The 21184-nt window shown below is 34.6% G+C and carries 20 protein-coding genes; 4 read left to right on the top strand and 16 right to left on the bottom strand.

The features are described from left to right. Positions 1–59 precede the first annotated feature (59 nt). The 15 genes from ACWA1F_RS02675 to ACWA1F_RS02745 form a co-directional block, all read right to left on the bottom strand. On the bottom strand, positions 60–1256 hold the full coding sequence (locus ACWA1F_RS02675; protein WP_306154448.1) for a C1 family peptidase: 1197 nt from the start codon (positions 1254–1256) through the stop codon (positions 60–62). A 221-nt stretch (positions 1257–1477) separates the two neighbouring features. Then, positions 1478–2638: a BamA/TamA family outer membrane protein gene (locus ACWA1F_RS02680; RefSeq protein WP_456891384.1), complete on the bottom strand. Its 1161-nt coding sequence runs from the start codon at positions 2636–2638 to the stop codon at positions 1478–1480. A 66-nt stretch (positions 2639–2704) separates the two neighbouring features. Then, positions 2705–3673: a SphA family protein gene (locus ACWA1F_RS02685; protein WP_456891386.1), complete on the bottom strand. Its 969-nt coding sequence runs from the start codon at positions 3671–3673 to the stop codon at positions 2705–2707. A gap of 58 nt (positions 3674–3731) precedes the next feature. Beyond that, the gene (locus ACWA1F_RS02690) at positions 3732–4907 is read right to left on the bottom strand and encodes a helix-turn-helix domain-containing protein (RefSeq protein WP_306154442.1); all 1176 of its coding nucleotides are present in this window, start codon (positions 4905–4907) and stop codon (positions 3732–3734) included. A 114-nt stretch (positions 4908–5021) separates the two neighbouring features. After that, positions 5022–5600 (bottom strand): DUF4136 domain-containing protein, encoded by a 579-nt coding sequence (locus ACWA1F_RS02695; protein ID WP_456891388.1) that lies wholly within the window; start codon positions 5598–5600, stop codon positions 5022–5024. A gap of 289 nt (positions 5601–5889) precedes the next feature. After that, positions 5890–7290 (bottom strand): DUF2252 domain-containing protein, encoded by a 1401-nt coding sequence (locus tag ACWA1F_RS02700; protein ID WP_456891390.1) that lies wholly within the window; start codon positions 7288–7290, stop codon positions 5890–5892. A 17-nt stretch (positions 7291–7307) separates the two neighbouring features. Beyond that, the gene (locus ACWA1F_RS02705) at positions 7308–8780 is read right to left on the bottom strand and encodes a DUF1254 domain-containing protein (protein WP_456891392.1); all 1473 of its coding nucleotides are present in this window, start codon (positions 8778–8780) and stop codon (positions 7308–7310) included. A 43-nt stretch (positions 8781–8823) separates the two neighbouring features. After that, the gene (locus tag ACWA1F_RS02710) at positions 8824–9642 is read right to left on the bottom strand and encodes a hypothetical protein (RefSeq protein ID WP_456891394.1); all 819 of its coding nucleotides are present in this window, start codon (positions 9640–9642) and stop codon (positions 8824–8826) included. 107 nt (positions 9643–9749) lie between these two features. Beyond that, positions 9750–10772 carry an HAD family hydrolase gene (locus ACWA1F_RS02715; protein WP_456891396.1) on the bottom strand — a complete coding sequence of 341 codons (1023 nt, stop codon included), beginning with the start codon at positions 10770–10772 and terminating at the stop codon, positions 9750–9752. 68 nt (positions 10773–10840) lie between these two features. Next, complete coding sequence (locus ACWA1F_RS02720) at positions 10841–12523, bottom strand: arylsulfatase (RefSeq protein WP_456891398.1); 1683 nt, start codon at positions 12521–12523, stop codon at positions 10841–10843. Between the two features lie 578 nt (positions 12524–13101). Then, the gene (gene pyk, locus ACWA1F_RS02725) at positions 13102–14535 is read right to left on the bottom strand and encodes a pyruvate kinase (RefSeq protein WP_306154428.1); all 1434 of its coding nucleotides are present in this window, start codon (positions 14533–14535) and stop codon (positions 13102–13104) included. 5 nt (positions 14536–14540) lie between these two features. Beyond that, entirely contained in the window at positions 14541–15029 is a 489-nt protein-coding gene (locus ACWA1F_RS02730) for an IPExxxVDY family protein (RefSeq protein ID WP_198854955.1), read from the bottom strand. Between the two features lie 125 nt (positions 15030–15154). After that, a complete protein-coding gene (gene rnc, locus ACWA1F_RS02735) occupies positions 15155–15895 on the bottom strand; it encodes a ribonuclease III (RefSeq protein WP_306154426.1) in 741 nt (246 codons plus the stop codon). Positions 15896–15904: 9 nt separating this feature from the next. Continuing rightward, positions 15905–17158, bottom strand: a complete 1254-nt coding sequence (gene fabF / locus ACWA1F_RS02740; protein ID WP_111378847.1) for a beta-ketoacyl-ACP synthase II — start codon at positions 17156–17158, stop codon at positions 15905–15907. Positions 17159–17394: 236 nt separating this feature from the next. After that, on the bottom strand, positions 17395–17631 hold the full coding sequence (locus ACWA1F_RS02745) for an acyl carrier protein (protein WP_007137004.1): 237 nt from the start codon (positions 17629–17631) through the stop codon (positions 17395–17397). Between the two features lie 175 nt (positions 17632–17806). Between ACWA1F_RS02745 and purN the strand changes: the two genes are divergently transcribed. After that, entirely contained in the window at positions 17807–18370 is a 564-nt protein-coding gene (gene purN, locus ACWA1F_RS02750) for a phosphoribosylglycinamide formyltransferase (RefSeq protein ID WP_456891401.1), read from the top strand. Between the two features lie 517 nt (positions 18371–18887). Continuing rightward, positions 18888–19364 carry a ribonuclease HI gene (gene rnhA, locus ACWA1F_RS02755; protein WP_456891402.1) on the top strand — a complete coding sequence of 159 codons (477 nt, stop codon included), beginning with the start codon at positions 18888–18890 and terminating at the stop codon, positions 19362–19364. Between the two features lie 56 nt (positions 19365–19420). Here the strand turns inward: rnhA and ACWA1F_RS02760 are convergent, their stop codons facing one another. Further along, the gene (locus tag ACWA1F_RS02760) at positions 19421–19768 is read right to left on the bottom strand and encodes a DUF6249 domain-containing protein (protein WP_306154223.1); all 348 of its coding nucleotides are present in this window, start codon (positions 19766–19768) and stop codon (positions 19421–19423) included. 433 nt (positions 19769–20201) lie between these two features. On the opposite strand from ACWA1F_RS02760, the gene ACWA1F_RS02765 reads away from it, so the two are divergent. Next, positions 20202–20789, top strand: a complete 588-nt coding sequence (locus tag ACWA1F_RS02765; RefSeq protein WP_456891404.1) for an RNA polymerase sigma factor — start codon at positions 20202–20204, stop codon at positions 20787–20789. After that, positions 20773–21177: a hypothetical protein gene (locus ACWA1F_RS02770; RefSeq protein ID WP_456891405.1), complete on the top strand. Its 405-nt coding sequence runs from the start codon at positions 20773–20775 to the stop codon at positions 21175–21177. Before ACWA1F_RS02765 ends, ACWA1F_RS02770 begins: the two co-directional genes overlap by 17 nt. Positions 21178–21184: the final 7 nt, after the last annotated feature.

A 21184-nucleotide genomic window follows, 5' to 3' on the forward strand; every position in this document is an offset into this window, starting at 1 on the left:
AAAAAATCGCCGTAATCAAAAAGATCACGGCGCTTTTCTATTTCAAAAGTCTAATAAAATTAAACCCCTAATTTCTTAGCAATTTCAGTAGGAATTCCTCCTTTGTTTACTAGAAGAGCAGTAGTTTTATATTTTACGAAATTCTTAGTTACAAACAAGAAACCTTTGTAGTCGTTTGTTTCTCCCCAAGAGTTTTTTACGATATAATATTCTTTACCCGTTTGATCTTTTGCAAGACCAATAATGTGCATTCCGTGGTCGTCTGTAGTAGTGTAGTTATCAAACGCTGCTTGACGCATTTCTGGAGTAATTTCTGGTTCAGCTTTTGGTCCGTTAAATAAGTCTGCTTTTTCTTCTGCAGTCATATCGTCGAATTTTTTAGTCGCTACATACGCCACACCGTTTTTCCAGCTGAACGTTTTCTCGCTCACGTCTGTTGCCCACGCCACAGTGTATCCTTTTTTCAACGCATTGTCGATAACATCTGTCATGTCATTAATTTTTACGTTGTAAACTTGATCTAGTGACCAGTTGTCTGGCACCATCATCGTTGTTTTTTGGTAGTAAGGCACATTGTTGTAAGAAGACATTTCTACGTACTCATCTGGGTTAATTCCAACCATTTCTTTTGCAAAAGATTGTGGCGTATAGTTTTTCCCTTTGTATGTAAAGTTTTCTGGAGCTTTTCCTAAATAAGAATCGATCATTGCTGCGTAAGCTTTTTTCCAAGTTGGAGTCAATTCTCCGTTCGGATTCTTCACAACAGCCGTCAAAAATCCTTCGATTAAAGCGCCCATTTCAGCAAATTTATTTTTGTCTGTTCCGTAGTTTAATCCCGTGTAAACTTCTCTCGGCACAGTTCCGTATTTTTTGTACATATTGATTACATCGTGCAAAGCTCCTCCGTCTCCAAGCGTAATCGCGCCGTGCATACGAACGTAGTTTTCTCCTTTGTCAACATACACATTTCTTGCAGAATAAATCTGAGATAGCTCTACCGGCTGTTTTCCTAAACGAATCATTTCTGACTCTAAGAATGAGTTTGAAGCATAACTCCAGCAAGTTCCAGATGAACCTTGGTTTTTTACCGATGTTGTTCCTAAGTTAATTACTTCTGTAAATTTGAAGTTCTCTTTACTTTTGTCGCTTGCGTTTAGTTTTAGTGAATTTACTAATACGTCTTGCGCAAAACAGCCTGCAGTTCCAGCTAAAAATACCGAAGCGGCAAACACTGATTTGAATGAAAATGTATTCATAATTTATGTTTAAGATTTAACAAAATTAGTCGCCAATGTTTCCAATTTGTTACAAAACAATTAAATATTATACAATTTGTGTTATGTTTAGTTGTTAATGTTTTCTTAATGACTCTGATTATTAGGACATTTAATACAAAAAGCCTCCGTAATGCTTTACAGAGGCTTTTTGAGTATAATTTTTTATAAATTAACTTCTTACAAGTTTTTTGCTTTTTTAGTTATCGCAGCCAGTTGCTTCCAAAAACGATATAGTACGCCCAGTCTTCTGGTCCGCGGGCAACATCTACACCCATTCGGAGTTTAAACTTTCGAGCAACAAGGTATCTAAAACCTGTTCCGTAGCTGTACACCACGGGTTTTGCAAAAGCTTTGTCCCAGTCGTTAAACGCGCTTGCAAGTCCTCCAAATCCCATAATACTCCATCGACGGTAGAAATCCCAGCGCAATTCGGCTTCGGTCACAATACTGGTGTTTCCCATATATCTCGCCGCAGGAATTCCTCGCAAATTGATTCCTGGTTTTAGATAAAAAGGCGGACTCCCCAACGCCTGCTCTCCTTCTATCCTAAGTCCGCCAATTAATGTTTTCGCCAACGGATAATATCCAATTGCCGATAAGTTTATTCGCCAAGCATCGTAATCGCTTCCGAGTACATTATCTGACCAGAAAAAGTCGGACTGAATCCTTATTCCTTTATCTGGCGTAAATATATTATCGCGTCCATCAAACTGAATGGCGCCACCAAACTGACTTATGGTGCTTTTAATGTCTTTTGGATTTACAAAAGGCGGCGGAAGGCTTACATCGGGCAGATTTATTTTAGAATTTAAAAACAAATATTGCGGTCCTGCGCTCCATTTTGCATTTCTGAACTGTTTGAGCCATTGGGTATAAAAAATGGTCGATCTAAAATTGAGTTTAAATTCCTGATCGTTTGCTTTGGGAATATTGTTGGCATAAAACGATAAGTTTACATCGCCGTAACCTGCCATAACTCGGTATAAGATTCTAGGTTTTATAAGTGTTGAAGAACGAAAAACTCCAGTCATCCAGCTTTTGTTTCCGGTGTACATTCCCATTCCTCCTGTTATGTCGGGGTTTATAAAGCGTTTTTTACCGTTTTCGTCTACAACCGGCGCGTGTTTTTTTAAGAAAATCGGAACTACTGCTCCGCCAATTCCTCCTAAAGCGGGTTCTGTAATAATGGTTGGAACGACAATAAAACCGTGTGCATAAATAATATAATCGCTTAAATCGAAAGCGCCATCTAGAGAGTCTTTTACACTTATATGATATTTTTGTGCGTTTGTAAAGTTAAACGACCAAAGAGATAGGAGTAAAAAAAGAATGATTTTTTGTGATGGTTTTCTGTTTTTCATAAAGAATCTAAATCGTTTGTAATTCATTCTTAAAACTCTAAGCCTTCAAAAATGCAAGTCTGTAAATTATTTTTTCTTCAGACTGAAAACGTGTGCCAGCGTGATAAAAAAAGTATTTCCCTGAAATCTATTTTCTGCATTTATTTCTCCAAGCCATCTAAAACCAACATTCGTCATACTGCCAATATGCAGATAGTTAACCTCTGCTCCTAGTGCATTGACATGATCTTTGTCTGGCTCAATTACAAAAATATTCCCTACCGGAATTTCATCATCTGACAGTTTGTATTGCAGATAATAAATTAAACCAGCATTTAATATTCCTTTTGGAGCTGTTTTTTCGGCATTCATGCAATAAAATGTTTTTCCTAAACCACCTTCAATGCTTAGGATATCTCCAGTTTTGATGTCGGTATCTTTTTTCTTTCCATTGATTTCATAAGAGGCCAATGCCGAGAAATGAAATGTTTTTTTATCATTAAAAAACAATGTTGTTCCTCCTGAGAATTCGTTTACAAACATTCCTAAACCGCTATTATCACTGCCTCCTGCTTCATATTTTCCTGTTGGAAGAAACATTTGATAGCTAAAAACAAAATCGGCTCTTTTGTTGTGCCAGCCTAACTGGATTGGCTGTATGTACATGTCTGTAAAAGCAAAATCGCTTTTGGAGTCAATATAACTGCCTTGAATAGTGTTTGAAGCTCCTGCTATTAAAAGCGTAGCCCCATAATTGGCTCCCAAAATTTTGAAATCGCTGACAAAATTGGCACCAACACCAGTAAGAAACATGGTAAGATTTGGATCTCCTACTTTGTCTCCGTCGCTATTTCGCAAAGATGATGCGCTGTAAATATAGCCTGGAATGTACACGCTCAAAGTATTTTCTGGAGCTTGTGTCCCAGACTGTAGCCCCATAGAACCCAAAATGTGAGCTCCTTTTAATTGTGCATTACTATAAAAAGAAATCAATAGCAGCATAATGGTTAAAACCGATTGCGCTATTTTTTCCGAATCATTAATTTTTGCTTTCATGATGGAATATTTTGAATGAATTAAGGCTCTGAACTATTTAATTTATGAGGAAAGAACTTTACTTAAAATAATAAGCTTCTGAACGATCAGGATTAATTCTAATCGTTTTAAAATATTCTGAAGGAGATTTTCCGGTGTGTTTTATAAACGCTCTAAAACAAGTTGTTCTAGATTTAAAACCAGAACCCCAAGCCATGCCTTCTAATGATAAATCTTTCCATTCGGGATCGTTTATTTTATCTTTAAAATATTCAATTCGTTTAAGATTTACATAGTCTTGAAAATGAAGACCAAATTCAGAATTAATCAAATTAGACAAATGGTGCACTGATATTCCCGTCTCGTCAGACAAATCCCTGATTACGAAATCCTTTTTTAAGAATAGGTTTTTAGAATTTAAAACATAATCTAATTTCAAAAGGTATTCTTCTCTTTTTTCTAGAGGCAATTCGTTTACTATTGGAATCGTAGTCTTGATTTCTTTGGTTTTTACTACTAATGTATTATCAACCACAAAATCGAATGTTTCTTCTTCATCATGAAAAATCTGCGGTCTGAAATAAAGCCAGCCAACTGTAAAAAATAATACGGAAGAAATTAGCACATAACAGGAAAGATCTGATGCGTCTACTTTTTGAAGTAAAAAATGATGAACAAAAAGCGCCGAAAACAAGAACAAAATCATGAGATTATACACTCTAATCCAATTGATTACTTTATTGTGATGAAATTGGTTTCCTTTAAATTTTTTCAGATCATAGTTTAAAATCAACATGGTTTGAAAAAAGACATAGAAAAGCCAAATTGTCAACGTTAAAACAGAAAATGGATTTTTGATTAGTCCTGCAATATAATCGACCGCTTTTATATCAGTGTAACTTCCAACATAAACAATCAGCGTTAAAAAGAAATAAATAATGAATGGCATAAAGTGAAGCCAATCGTATTTTCTGAAACTTTTATTTAATGATAAAATGTTTCTAACATACAAAAATGAGCATGGAGCGGTTAAAAATATAAACGCTTTTGTGATAGTAAAGAGATCTGGGAAATTTTTAAATAAATTGGCCGACAAATAAAAATTGTAGATACTTACTACCGCCAGGCTCAGTAAAAACATACCCAAAAAGAAGCTTTTAGAATAGTTTTTTCTGGAAAATAAAACCATAATTGAGGTTGCGAGTCCAGCAATTGTGGCTACAAAAAAGAAAAGGGAGAGTAGTATATCGATCATTTTTTAAGTTTATTAGTGTGGTATTATTATCTTAAAAATAGAATGCGAAAAGGGGCTACAAGAGTAAAGCCTGTACTTGCCGAAAATGGCAAGTACAAAACTTTATTTGTTTCATTATTTTTTAACGGCTCCCGGAGGGAAACCAGCTAGTATTTTTTGGATAGAACTATTAATAAATTCTTCTGGATTATCTGGTTTGCTGTCTATTTCAGCATTTCCGATTCCCTGCCAAACCAACTTATCTGTTTTTGTAGATACGATGTCTATTACCAGTGAGCCATCAACATAATCGTAGGTATTAAATGTTGTATTGGCACCTCCCATCATAGCTCCGCCTCCCCAATAACCGTAAGGGCGGTACATTCCTCCGTATCCGTAAAAATCGGTATTGGCACTAACAGAAGTTTTGTTTTTTAAGATAGAAACGGCATTAACCTTTAAATCTGGAGTGCTGGATTCTGTAAATCCTTTTGCCAGCATTTCGTTTCTAATTGCTTTGGTAACACGGTCAACATTCAGCTGATTAACCTGACCTTGCTGTGCTTTTAAATCGTAAACGGCAAATGTTTTGTATTCGCTGAAGTTAGCCGCATGATCATAATCTGTTGTCACTTTTACAGTTGGAGAACAGCTGTAAAACAAGCCCAAGAATAGAATTGGGATTATGCGAAGATTTGTTCTTTTAATATTCATGTTGTGGTATTTATTAAATTAATAATTAAATCAGTTTAACTCGAATCTATTAAAATCGTAAAAATCTTGAACGGAGGGGGCTTAATCATAATAATTGTTTCATACAGCACAAATCACTATTAAACAATCACTTAGATCACTCTCAAAGATAAATTATTTTATTTAATTAACACTATTAAATAAATAAAATCTTACGCCTTTGTTTTCGTGGCTTTTTGGCTTCAAGATTTTGTTTTTTTATTCTATTTACTCTGTACGGCTACAATACTTTTTTCTATTAAGAAAAAAATTAAATTTCTGGCGCTACAGGCAATTTTCCGTGTTTTATTGCTTCCAGCATTTTTTGGTAATCCAATTCGTTTTGATGGGCATACAGCATCGAAAACTCAGCAATTGCATCGGCAAATTCGTCTGTATCTCCAATATAACCCGAAATTAAAGAAGGATCTCCCGAACGCGCATGAGCTCTTGCCAGTGCCCATCCGCAAGCTTTGGCGTAATCTGCCATATTTTTGGGCTTCATAATTTCGAGAATTGGTTTTATTTTGGCATCTCTAAGCTGTCGAATGTAGAAGAACTTACCTGTGCTGTCATTTGTCCAGCCTAGAAACATATCAGACGCCGATTGCATCAGTTTTTGTCCCATAACAATGCGTTCGCCCTGATGCTTATATTTTCCTTTAATTTTTACATTTTCTTCTAATACGCTTTTTCTGGCTTCTTTAAATTGCAAAAAAATAGGTTCTCCTGTAGCAGACATTAATAAGCTGATACCGCAAAGGGTTCCAACACTTCCTACACCCACTACTTTTATGGCTATATCATGAATTCTATATCGGCTTAACAAAATCTGTTTATCTTCTGATAGCGATTCGACATATCTTTTATGAATAATCTCGCCTTCTTTATTAATTTGCTTTTCAAGATCTCCGCTAGGATGAAATATCAAAGGCTGATCATCTTTTATGCGGGCTCTGGCCCCATCAAAATAAGTCATCTTTGCAAACTCTTTTTCATGAGCCGTATATTCTGAAGCCTTTTTTATTCTTTTATGATGAAATTCTTTGAGCTCTTTGTCTTTTCCTAACTCAATCATTTCTGCAAAATCAATATCGGCATACCAAATCTGAAGGGCAGATAATTTACTGTAATCCAGCATGTGCCGTTTGTAGCTATCTGCAACATTCCAAGCAAATTGTTTACCGTTTTTGTTGGAGAATTTTCGCCATTGTCCTGCAATGACAAAACTGGCTGCCAATCTTTTCACATCCCATTCCCAAGGGCCTGGAAATGTTTCGTCAAAATCATTAATATCAAAAACCAATTTGCGTTCAGGAGTTGCAAATCCGCCGAAATTCATTAAATGGCAATCACCGCAAAGTTGAAGGTTTATTCCCGATACGGGCGTATGGGCCAAGTCTGCGGCCATAATCGCTGCAGCTCCTCTGTAAAATGAAAAAGGCGATTCCATCATTCTTCTGTATCGAATAGGCAAGAGACTTTCAACTCTTCCTATACTGGTCTCAATCAAAATGTCTACAGGATCTTTTCGATTAGTAAACGAATTCCATTCCTGATGTTTTGACAAAGGCACTTTTTTTCTGATCAAAGCGCCTTTTTCATAACGTTCTGCCTTTGATGCCAATGGATCAAATATGGTTTCTTCGATATCTTTAGATTTTTCAGGCATAACTTTTAATTAGCGTTTTATCCTTTTACCAAAGATGGCGGCGTATAGCCTTTTATCATGCTTTCTTCTGGCCAATAAGAACGTAATAAAAGCCCAAACTTATCTTTTGGAACAGGAAGCCAATTGCTGACTTTGTCTGCAGATGGTTTCGTGTTTTGGAAATATAGGGTTAGCGAGCCATCTGTATTATATTTTAAATCTTTATTTTTCGTTCCTAACGAATAAATTTTGGCATCATTTATAAAAAAGAAATGATTATGATCATAAACAGTCAATGACCAGAAACCTTTTACTTTCGGAATTAAATCTTTCGTAAAAGTGATGGTGTAATTTGATTTTCCATTCAATTCAACACCTTTATTATCTAAATCCTGATTGTAATAAATGGTTTCCTGCGGCTGGTTTACAAATATATTTGCTCTCGCAGCACTTGTTCTGCTGAGATAATCGGTACCAAAGTTTGCTCCATTTTTTGTCGTATTCCAATAGTTTCCTACCGGTACGCCTACATTTTTGAATTGACGAAGCGGTTCTATTAATTCTCGTTCAGCATCTATTGCCGCTTTTGTTAAAACTGGCATTAAAGTGCTGTCTTTTTTAGCTGCATCTAGTACTGAAGTAAACTGCCCATAAAGTGCTTCTTCTCCTCTTAATGGCGGAACTTCTTTTAGAATACTTGGAAATTCTTGGAAAAATTTCTCTGGAATTACAAAAGCAACTTCTTTTCCGCCTTCACTTTTATTTGGATCAGGAAATGATGGTATTTTTGCCCATTCTTTTGTTTTTACTTTTCCATCGTATTCACTTAAAGGATATGCCATCAATTGATTGATAACAGGCTGAATGGCTTTTCTGTCTTCTGCAGTATTATTTAAAAACGCTCTCGGAATTACAAAAGCTAAGTTTGTATCGCTATGAAAAACTTCTGTAATGCCGTCAGGAACTTTTCCGTTCCAGCCTGGTCCTACGATTAAATAAAAACCTTTTTTACTGCCATACATGGCACCCAATTTTGCAATTCCGTCTGTACGCTGGTTTCCTAATTGAACCACCCAGAAACGATCTCCGAAATCTGGAACCTGGACTACAACAGGACTTTCATTCAGCATCATAATTCCGAATCCGTAAACTACATCCTGATTTGGACAGGCAACATAGCGTTCAAATGGCGTAATATAATCTGATGTCATGCACAAATTATTTACTGGTGCAACAGGAACTGCTCCACCATTAAGTCCCGGCGTAGGCACTTTGCGCATTACCAATACGCGATTGTGCATATTTACCAATGGCCATCCCCAGAAATACATTTGTTTTCCAATCTGGTAAACATATTCTTTTGTCATTACAACATCGGGAACTGGTCCCGGAACAACAGATTTTACGGTATCTTTTACAGCTTCATTAGAAGAAACTGTATTTTCTTTTTTATCTGATTTACATGAAATTATTAGTACTACAAGTAATAACAATGCTGCCGCTTTTTTCATATATCTAATAGATTTAAATTAAAACAATGTGAAATTTATCATTTTAAGAACCAGGAAATATAAAGGCTACTACCGCTCTAAGCCCCCAATCTGGTCTTATGCTTGAATGCCCTACAACTGGTATTAAAGGCATAACAGCAAATTGCATCGTCTGATTTCCTAATTTGGTAATGGCTCCAACATTTGGACTAACGGTAATTAGCGTCGAATTGCCTTGCCAGTTTTGTGTAATCTCTGAAGTAATACCTAAACTCGCACCACTTTTATAGCTATGTGTTAGAAATAATTGTGTGTAAAACTGATTAAAATCGGCTCGATCATTAGCTCCTGCAACAGACCAAATTTGATTGGCCAGAAAACCTATAGAAAGTCCTTTGCCTTGGTGCATGACCAAAACACTAGGTCCAATTCCAAATTTTTCTGTTCCTAAAAATTTTTCTGTCGCGGTTGGCACTAAAAAAGCAGGACCAACTCCTAAAATAATTCCCTTTGTTTTAGGAGCAAAAAAAGCAGTTACTGTTGCGTCACTTAAACCAAACTCATGTGTGTTTTCTCCCGTAACATCTTGCTGATCTACAACTGGAAGAATATAACGAGTGATTAAATTTAGATTCTCACTTAATTTAAAAGGAACAACTGGCTGTATATTGATCTGATATTTTATTCCATTATACGGACCAATTCCATAAGTAAGATTGTTTTGCAGCGGTACACTAATTAAGCTTGCAACAGGATTTGCCATTTTATCGGCAAGTTCTTGTGCACTTGTTCCAGCTTTAGGCTCTTCTTGTGCAGATACGACTAAACTTGAAAGTAAAAAAGTTACTCTTAGAAATAACTTTAGGGCGTTTTGTGATCTCATAATTTTCATAATCGTATACTTAAAGATTATCAATCATCTTTTTAGTCAAAAAAGAAACAGCCTCAACTTTTAAAAACTGTTTCTTTTTGATTTTTACTAATTCGGAATTATTTGTCTGGAAATATAGTTTTCCAATCGTCTTTCATACTGATTACATGATATTTGTATTTAGCAGCAGTACTTAATGAAAGATTATCTTTTTCTTGATAACTATATTCTCTAATAGAATCATTGTGGTTTACAATCATCTGAAATGAAGGATATTTGCTACCTTGAGAATATCGCAGCATGGCAAGGTCTCCTGCTCCGCCTTCATTTCCGCAGGCAAAAACAGGTCTTTGACCAATATGCAATTGTATTCCGACTGGTTTGCCCACTTTATCATCTAAAAGGTCTAAGGCTGGTTCTCTAACAATATTATTGGTAGCATCATCAAATTTATATTTGAAAGAAGTTCCCACAACCTGATATTTTGGAATTCCGTAGAAATCTTCAGAAATAGTACGTACCAATTCTACAGTTCCACCTGTTACAATAAAGGTTTTAAAACCGTTTGCTCTCAGATAATTCAGCAATTCTAATTGAGGCTGGTATCTAATTTGTTTTATCGGCACATTTTTACCAGGATATTTAGCTCCTGCAAAAAACTCCTTAGCCGAAGCTTCAAACTCCGCTTCAGTCATACCGGTATGAGTCGCTGCAACGAGTTCTATAAGTGCTTTATCTCCCCCTTTTTCAAAAAAGGCTTTATCTTTTTCTACGACAGCTTTAAAAGGCTGTTTTTTTGCCAACTCCGGATTTGCTTCGACCATTTTTTTCACACGGTAAAACGCAAATAATTCCTGTACATAAGGTTTTTCGGCCCACAAAGTTCCGTCATTATCAAACGTTGCAATTCTGTCTCCTTCAGGAATAAAATCAGCGCTTCCTTCTTTGGTTACTTTCGTAACATAATCGATAATTTCTTTCTTTAAAGGCGTGTCGTTCCAGCTTGGCAAAGGGTCAGAACTCGTTGCTACATTGGTACTGTCAGAAACTGAAGTATTTACTGCAGCTGGATTATCAGATTTTTTGCAAGAAACAAACACAAACAGTGTCAGCGTTAAAATGGATAGTTTTATCTTGTTCATGACATTTTGAATTGTAGTCAAAAAGATCCAGACACTTACGCCTGAATCTTTTTAGAACTGGTTACTATTTATTTTTTCTTCGAATCAGAAGCCGCTTTATCACCTTCCATTTTTGGCAATACATTTTTCTCTATAAACTTTTGCGCCTTAATACTTTGCAGCATTTCTTCCATAATCGTATATGCAGAGAAACTTGGCGGAATAGAACGCGGTGGAAAATCTTTGAACGTCATCGCAAATTCTACTACATCATTTGTATTTCCGTAAATCAAAGGAACATGATTCAACTGCCAGTCATAAAACGTATTCGAAGTAATATCTGCTCTTTCAAACGGATCCTGCATTAAGTTGAAGATTTTTTGAAGCCTTAATTTAGTAAAAGGTTCTGCCCAAACTTCCAAAGTTCCTTCTCTTCGCTGTTCTGCATATACAAATTTATAATCTCCTTCACGCCAGCCTACAAGCAGACCGTCATCATCAGAATATATAAATCTGTTTCTTGCACTTTTTTGAGATTTTCCTCTTAAAAAGTCTTCTTGGTTGTATCCATCCAAGTGCACTTTATAATTTTTACCATTAGCTGTATAACCAGTTAAAAGTTTTTTAACTAAATCTTTTTCTCCAGCAATAGACGCTAATGTTGGCATCCAGTCGTTATGCGACATAATTTCGTTACTCACTACACCTGGTTTAACAACTCCTGGCCAACGAATCATACATGGAACTCTAAAAGCTCCTTCCCAGTTTGTGTTTTTCTCAGAACGGAATGGTGTCATTGCTCCATCAGGCCAAGTATTCATGTGCGGACCATTATCTGTAGAATAAACTACAATTGTATTGTCTGCAATTCCTAAATCGTCTAATGCTTTTAGAAGATCTCCAACAGTCATATCATGTTCGATCATACCGTCAATGTACTCACTGTCTCCGTGTGTGTATCTTCCTCTGTGCTCAGGTCTTACGTGTGTGCGAAGGTGCATACGCGTTCCGTTCCACCATACAAAAAATGGTTTTCCAGCTGCATGCTGTCTTTTGATAAAATCGATTGCTGCTGCAGATGTTTCATCATCAATAGTTTCCATTCTCTTTTTAGTAAGAGCTCCTGTATCTTCGATTTTTTGTTTGCCCACTTTTCCAAAACGAGGATCAACTGTACCATCATCTGCACTAGTTGCAGAACATTTTAAAACTCCTCTAGGTCCAAATTTTTTCAAATATTCTGGATCTTTTGGATAATCTGGCAATTCTGGTTCTTCTTCGGCATTAAGGTGATAAAGATTCCCGAAAAATTCGTCAAAACCATTTACTGTCGGAAGGTTTTCGTTACGGTCACCCACGTGGTTTTTACCAAATTGCCCTGTTGCGTAACCGAGATTTTTCATAATCCCTCCAATAGAAGGATCTAACTGGCTCATTCCCATTGGAGCCCCTGGATATCCTACTTTTGTCAATCCAGTACGAATACCGTGCTGCCCAGTTAAGAATGCCGCACGTCCTGCAGTACAGCTTTGCTCTCCATAATATTGGAGAAAACGTTGTCCTTCATTTGCAATTCTATCAATATTTGGTGTTGTATACCCCATTAGTCCATCGCTGTAAGCACTAATATTAGTTGTCCCAATATCATCCCCCCAAATAATAAGAATATTTGGCTTTTTGCTTTGCGCCATAATAGAAACCCCAGAAAAAAATAGTAACGCCAATACCTGAAAGGTATTTATAAATCCGCATTTTAATTTAATTTGTTTCATGATTAAAAAATTCGTTAATAGATCTTGTTATTATTATATGAGTTTGATAAATGCAAAAAAATCAAATGGGAAATGGTAAGCTTTCAAAAAAACAATCTAAACGAGGTTTCATTTTTTTGATGTGTTTCAAATTCATTTTATTTTAAAATCTGAAACAAAAAAATTTTAACTTTTTCTTAAGTCTCTCAAAATTAACTAATAAATGAGCGAACAATTGTATTTATTCGGAACGAGCTTGTTTCATTTTATAATATGAAACAAGAAAAGTTAAAAATTTGCACCAAAATGTTTCATCTTATAAAATGAAACACATCAAAACGTCAGAAAATTAACTAGTTACATTTTTGTTACCAAAAGTTCGAAAAAGAAGAAAATGAAAGTTTGTTCCGTTTTTTTGTGCAGTTAATTTGTAAAAATTGAGTCAAATGAAACATAAAAACTCTTTTTTTGACCAAAAGTGTATAATATTGCCAGAATAGCAAATCAAGGAAAGTAAACTATTTTTGAAAAAGTCTCAAAAAACAAAAAAGCCGCTTAAAGAATAAGCGGCTTTTTTAAAATATGTTTTGAAGAAATAATTACTCGATTTCAGAAACTCTCATCGTGTTAACCATTCCTCTATCTTTAATTGGCATTGCAGCAAGGTTGATTAAATAATCTCCTTTTTTTGCATAACCTTTCTCGATTGCAATTTGATTTACGTCTGTTACAGTATCATCTGTACTTTCTTCATTATCATAGTAGAAAGATTTAACTCCCCATAATAAATTCAATTGTGTTAAGATTCTTCTGTTTGAAGTAAATACTAAAATATGAGCAGTTGATGGTCTCCAAGCCGAAATTTGGAATGCCGTGTAACCACTGTTTGTTAAAGTACAGATCGCTTTAGCTTCGATCTCATTTGCTAATAAAGCTGCTTGGTGACAAACTGTTTTAGTAACAAAACGTTTTGTTTTAATCTGTGGTGTATTTTGTGGAACTTGAATTAAAGGTGAATTCTCAACAGCCTCACAAATTTGTGCCATTCTCTGAATTACTTGTACAGGGTAGTTTCCTGTAGCCGTTTCTCCAGACAACATAACAGCATCTGCACCATCCATTACAGAGTTTGCAACGTCATTTACTTCTGCTCTTGTTGGAGTTAAACTTGTAATCATTGTTTCCATCATTTGTGTAGCAACGATAACTGGAATTCTAGCCGTTTTAGCTCTTCTGATCAAATCTTTTTGCACCAATGGAACTTCGTGAGCAGGAAGCTCAACACCAAGATCTCCACGAGCAACCATTAAACCATCGCAATATGCTACAATTTTATCCATGTTCTCAAGAGCTTCTGGCATTTCAATTTTAGCAATGATTGGAATTTTAACTTCAGAATGCTTAGCAATTAATTCTTGTAAGTCTTGTAAATCGCGAGGAGTCTTTACGAATGAAAGTGCGATCCAGTCTACTTTTTGCTCGATAGCGAAAATTGCATCTGCAATATCTTTTTCTGTTAAAGCTGGTAAAGAAATTTTTGTATTTGGAAGGTTAACTCCTTTTTTAGACTTCAATTCTCCACCTTGGATAACTTTAGCAACAACCTCTGTTTTTTTATCTGTAGAAACAATTTCGAAAATCAGTTTACCATCATCAAGCAAGATACGCTCTCCAACGTTAACATCATTTGGGAAATTTTGATATTTCATGAACGCTCTTTTTGATGTTCCGATAATATCTTCAGCAGTTGTAAAAGTAATTTCATCACCATCGTTTACAACAGTACCTTCTTCCATTACACCTACTCTAAGTTTTGGTCCTTGCAAATCTCCTAAGATTGCTGTTGTGTAACCAAACTCTTCGTTTAGGCCTCTAATAATGTCTATTTTTTCTTTTACTCCTTCGTAATCTGCATGCGAAAAATTGATTCTAAACACATTAACACCTGCGTCGATCATATCTTTAATGATCTCTCTTGTACTACAAGCGGGGCCAAGTGTAGCAACAATTTTGGTTTTCTTGTTTGTTAGCATTTTTTTTAAAAAATTAGATTGTTTTTTGATTTTATCTTGTCTGTATCAACGGCATAAATAGCCGCAATACTTTCTATTGTGTTTAATTTTTGTTGAATTTCTGAAAAATTAAGCGCCTCTTCGCTATTATCAATTTTCAGGAAAAAATCGACTTTTTTAAATTCAGGAAGTAAATGAATTGTTGTCGAAACCTCACTTGTTTCATTAGAAAACAAATTCTGAAAATCATTTGTACTCACAGAAATGATTTCATTTTTATTCTGAATTAAATTCCAGGAAACAGCTTTTTCTTCATCATAATAATAGAATCTCGAAAAATTTGCTTCACCTTCCTTAGTTTGAGCATGGATCTCGTGTTTGCTCTTACTTAAGTTAATCGGAAGGATTTTATTAATAAAATAGGCTAATCTATAATCTTCTAATGAAGTATGAATTGCCATTAAATAATAATCAATTTCGTCAAATTCGTCTAAATCCAATTTATGAATAGCCATGTCTTGAAAAATCAAGTTGTAAATATACTATTTCTAAACGGAGCATCAACAGTTATGACATGCTTGTTTTGTTAAATTATAAACGAAAACGTTGTAGCCTTGTGATAGTTACAACATTTTTGCAGCTATTTCTTGTCAATTTTCTCTTGAAATGCAAAATATGCTCTTTGCGATGCTTTTTCTTCTGCTTTCTTTTTTGAAGTTGCTCTCGCTCTCGCAACAACTTTATCGTCGATACTCAATTTAACACCAAATAAACGCTGGCCGTCTATGCCATTGTCTTCAAAAATGTCATAATGAAAAACTCTTTTTTCTTTCTGGCACCATTCGATAACAAGGCTTTTATAACTTATAACTTTTCCTTCTAATCGAGCAATATCGACATAAGGTGTCACTACCTTTTTTTGAATAAATTTTTCGCAAAAAGAATAGCCTTTATCTAAATAAATTGCTCCGATAAGTGATTCAAAAATATTACCGTGAATGTTTTCTCCAAAATGCTGAATTGGCACTTTGCTTTCTACAAACTGTACTAAATTTAAATCTTTACCCAATTCATTTAAATGCTCACGACTCACTATTTTGGAACGCATTTTGGTCAAATAGCCTTCGTCTCCATTTGGAGCCTTGTTAAACAAATGTGCAGCAATAACCGCACTTAACATAGCATCTCCTAAAAATTCTAGGCGTTCATAATTTATAGGATGGCCTTTTTCATCTAATTTATTTGAAGAGCGATGCGTAAAAGCTCTTCTATAAAAATCAATATTTGTAGGCTGAAAACCAAGAATTTTCTGAATAGTGTCAAAAAAAATCCCGTCTTCTAGAGAACGGGATTTAGAAAATATTTTTTTGATAATATTCATATACAGAAATTAGTCAGCTAGTTTTTTAAACAATACGCAAGCATTATGTCCACCAAAACCAAATGTATTACTCATAGCAACATTTACTTCTCTTTTTTGAGGTTTGTTTAGAGTAAGGTTTAAAGATGGGTCAATGTTTTCATCAACAACTGTATGGTTAATCGTTGGAGGAACAATTCCGTGTTGCATTGCCAGAATAGAAGCAATAGCTTCAATAGCTCCAGCAGCACCAAGTAAGTGTCCTGTCATAGATTTTGTAGAGTTGATATTGATGTTTTTAGCATGATCTCCAAAAACTTTGCTAATCGCTTTTAACTCTGCAACATCTCCTAATGGAGTAGAAGTTCCGTGAGTATTGATGTGATCAACTTGATCAGGGCTCATTCCAGCATCTCTCAATGTATTTTCCATCACTGCAATAACTCCAATTCCTTCCGGATGTGGTGCAGTTAAGTGGTAAGCATCAGAAGACATACCTCCACCGCCAATTTCGCAGTAGATTTTTGCTCCTCTAGCTTTAGCATGCTCGTAATCTTCAAGAACTAACGCTCCTGCTCCTTCTCCTAATACGAAACCATCTCTGGTAGCATCAAAAGGTCTAGAAGCTGTTTCTGGGCTTTCGTTTCTTGTAGATAAAGCGTGCATTGAGCTAAATCCTCCCATACCTGCAATTGTAACTGCTGCTTCAGAACCACCAGACACAATAACATCACACATTCCTAAACGAATGTAATTGAAAGCATCAATTAACGCGTTTGCAGAAGATGCACAAGCAGAAACTGTAGTATAATTTGGCCCCATATACCCGTTACGCATAGAGATATGCGCAGGAGCAATATCAGCAATCATTTTAGGAATAAAGAAAGGATTGAACTTTGGAGTTCCATCACCTTTTGCATAATACAATACTTCATCTTGGAAAGTTTCTAAACCTCCAATTCCTGCTCCCCAGATAACACCAACTCTTTGTTTGTTTACGTTATCATTTGTGATTCCGGCATCTTTGATAGCTTCATCACTGGCAGCAATTGCATACTGTGCAAATTTATCTAATCTACGAGATTCCTTGCGATCCATGTAATCTTCAATATTGAAGTTTTTTACTTCGCAGGCAAATTTCGTTTTGTGTTTCTCGGTATCATAATATGTGATTGGAGCGGCTCCGCTAACTCCATTCACAAGTGCATTCCAATATTCTTGGATATTATTCCCGATAGGAGTAAGTGCACCTAATCCTGTTACAACAACTCGCCTTAATGCCATAAATATGTATTTTGTACTTTAAACAAATAAAACCCACGCTTTCTTAACTTATAGTTACTTAAGAGCCATGGGAATTACAATATAAATATATCTTTTTGATTGAGAATCAATCGAAATTTAAATTTTAAAAAAATAATAACACCCGACTCTTAAAAATTTCAAAAATCAAAAATCAAATTCCAATTGGAATTTGGAATTTCAAAAATTGGGATTTTTAGAAATCGGGTGTGGTATTATTATTTTTTTGCTTCTTCGATATAAGAAATAGCTTGACCAACAGTAGCAATGTTTTCTGCTTGATCGTCTGGAATTTGAATATCAAATTCTTTTTCGAATTCCATAATAAGCTCAACAGTGTCTAATGAGTCAGCTCCTAAATCATTAGTGAAGCTTGCTTCTGTTACAACTTCGTTTTCGTCAACACCTAATTTGTCTACGATAATCGCTTTTACTCTTGATGCAATGTCTGACATAATCTTTAATTTTAGAATTTAATTTGTTGGCAAAAATAAAAAACTTTATTTTAAAACAACTATTTAGTTTATAAATGTGACACTAATTTATAAAATTAATTTCAAGAAAGGTCTTTCAAAGCTATTTATTTTCGTTTTTTATTCCGTTTTTTGCATTCTCAAAACACACAGCTTTATGAAAAAAATTATCGTTTTTGCCTCAGGATCAGGAACTAACGCAGAGAACATTATAAAATATTTTGCGAACACCGAAATCGCGAAGGTCGTTTCGGTCTTTACAAATAATGCTTCAGCAAAAGTGATTGAAAGAGCAAAAAATCATCAAATTCCAGTTGAAATCTTCTCAAAAAACGAACTTTTAGAGAGAAACGTACTACAAAAAGTACAGGAAATCGACCCAGATTTGATCGTGCTGGCTGGTTTTCTATTGAAGTTTCCCGAAAACATAATCGAACTATATCCAAACAAAATAATAAATATCCATCCTGCACTTTTACCGAATTACGGAGGCAAAGGAATGTACGGAATGCACATACATAGAGCTATTGTAAATAATAAGGAAAAAGAAACTGGAATCTCTATTCATTATGTAAACGAACATTATGATGAAGGCGGTATTATTTTCCAAGCAAACGTTGCGCTAACAGACGAAGATACTCCAGAAACCGTTGCAGAGAAAATTCACGAATTAGAACAAAAACATTTCCCGGAGATTATCGAGAGATTACTGCACGCGTAATTTTTTTAAAACCATATAAATTATATAAGTCCATTTTAGAAGGGGGACGCAAAATTATAGGAACGTAAAATTTAAGATCATATAAGTGTATTTGAATTCATTTTAAGTTAAAGTATAAAATAACAAAACTTAAATGTCCTTGTCACTAAACAACATTGCATTCCAATTTTTTAAATACCCTTATATAACTTAAATGGTTTAAGAAAAGAAAAAACAGACAAAGCATTTCCTTTTCTATCAAAACTTAAATGCCCTTGCCAATCCATTAAGCAACATAACGTCCAATTTTTAAAATGAACTTATATAACTTATATGGTGAAAAATAAAAAAAACAGACAAAACATTTGCTTTACTATTAAAACTTAAATGCCCTTGCCTATCCATTAAGCAACATAACGTTCCAATTTTTAAAATGAACTTATATAACTTATATGGTAAAAAATAAAAAAACAGACAAAGCATTTCCAATCTAAAATCAACAATCTAAAATCAACAATCTAAAATCTAAAATAATTAAATGTCTCACCAAGTACATATATATACAGACGGCGCTGCAAAAGGAAATCCAGGAAATGGCGGTTATGGTGTTGTCATGGAATTAGTAGGTACTCCATATAAAAAAGAATTCTACGAAGGTTTCCGTTTGACTACTAATAATAGGATGGAACTTCTGGCCGTAATTGTGGGTCTGGAAAAACTCAAAAATCCAGGCATGACGGTTCTGGTTATTTCCGATTCTAAATACGTAGTCGATTCTGTTGAAAAAAAATGGGTTTTCGGATGGGAGAAAAAAGGCTACACAGGCAAGAAAAATCCTGATTTATGGAAACGCTTTTTAATTGTTTACCGAAAACACAAAGTCGATTTCAAATGGATAAAAGGCCACAACAATCATCCGCAAAACGAGCGTTGCGATCAGTTGGCCGTTATGGCATCCATGCAGCCCAAACTTTCGGTTGACGTTTATTACGAAACCATTGGCTCTAAAGAATAAAAAAACGCATCATATATATGATGCGTTTTTTGTACTAACTTAAATCTTTAAACTGCTTATTCTTTATCTAAGTCTTTTGCTGTTTTAAATCCAACTAAAAGTCCAATACCAGCCATTATAAATATAATTGAAGGATAAACAGCTCCATCATTTAATGAAGTGTAAGTTGTAATTAATAAAGCAATAAATATACCTGCGCCACTTCCTATTAATAAGAAAGCCAAATTTACTACAAACACTTTCCATGCTGGAACACCGCCATTTTTTCCTTGAATAAATATACTCGCATCTACTCCTTTTTCAATAAGAGCCAAACGCTCTCTGTTTCTTGTTGAATAAATTAAATAAACGATCCCGAAGATCATTAAAAAAAAGCTGATTGGAATTAAAATTTTGTCGTCCATGATATTTACGTTTTTAATTGATTGATATACCCATAGGACGACAGGTTTTTAAATGAGGTTACAGATTTTGGTGAAAAAATTAGATAATTAGAAAATTTGTCAATTAGATAATTATAAAACCACTGATAATCAATTAATTTTGAAGTTGTTTTTTTTTTCGCAATCTTGTCAGAAATGACAAACTAAACAGAAATACTCTTATGAAAATAATTGCCCTAGCCCCGATAGAAGTGAAAATCCTTTTTTATTTTTTCTTTAAAAATAAAAAAGATTGAAACGGATAGCGGGATTAGCTCCTAAAAAATATTTGGTTTAATCATAGAGATCGAAATGACAAATCACAGGGAAAATTGGAATTTGGAATTTAAAAAGTTTGGAATTTATTTTTCAAGATTCTTGTAACCTTTTTCAAAACATTGTCGTCCTATATAACATGAGCACAATAAATGATCAGCATTATATCGATAAAATTTTGCAAGGCGAGACCAATGCGTTTGCCGTGCTGGTTGATCGTTATAAGGATATGATCTTTACGCTGGCTCTAAAAATGGTAAAAAATCGAGAAGAGGCAGAAGAAGTTGCACAAGACACTTTTATAAAGATTTATAATTCGCTGACGAAATTTAAAGGCGATTCCAAATTTTCGACTTGGATTTATAAAATAGCCTACAATACTTGTTTAGACCGATTGAAGAAAAACAAAAAAGAAGATTTAAATATTTCGATTGATGAATTTTCTTCGCATTTAATTAAAACGATGGACAATGCTTTGAGCGCTTTAGAAGATAAAGAACGTAAGCAGACCATCCAGAAATGCTTAACTTTATTACCAAACGACGAAAACTTTCTGCTAACTTTATTTTATTTTGAAGATCAGAATTTAGAAGAAATTGGAAAAATCATGAATATTTCGGCCAATAATGCTAAAGTAAAATTGTTTAGGAGCCGACAGAAATTAGCCGTAATTTTGAAACAGCAGTTAGAACCAGAAATAATAGAATGTTATGAAAGAGAGCGATAAAAACTTAGAACAACTTATTGATAAAATGATGGCTGAAGAAAAACTGCAGTCGCCATCTTTTGATTTTACTTCTAAAATAATGTCTGAAGTTTTAATCTTGGAAGAGAAAAAACTTAAAGCATACAAACCTTTAATATCTAAGCCTGTTTGGATTGCTATTGGCGCCGCTATAGCTTTCTTAATCGTATATGTTTCTCTTTTTTCAGTTTCTGAAAGCAATCTTAAAATCGACGAAATCGGAACTTTATATTCTGATAAGATTTCAACAGCATTTTCAGGAATTCATTTTTCGAAAAATATGCTGTATGCTATTTTAATTGTTCCTATTATGATTTTGGTTCAGGTTGGCGTTTTGAAGAATTATTTTGATAAGAAGTACGAGTTGTAAAATAATC

The sequence above is a fragment of the Flavobacterium erigeronis genome (genome assembly GCF_054075165.1).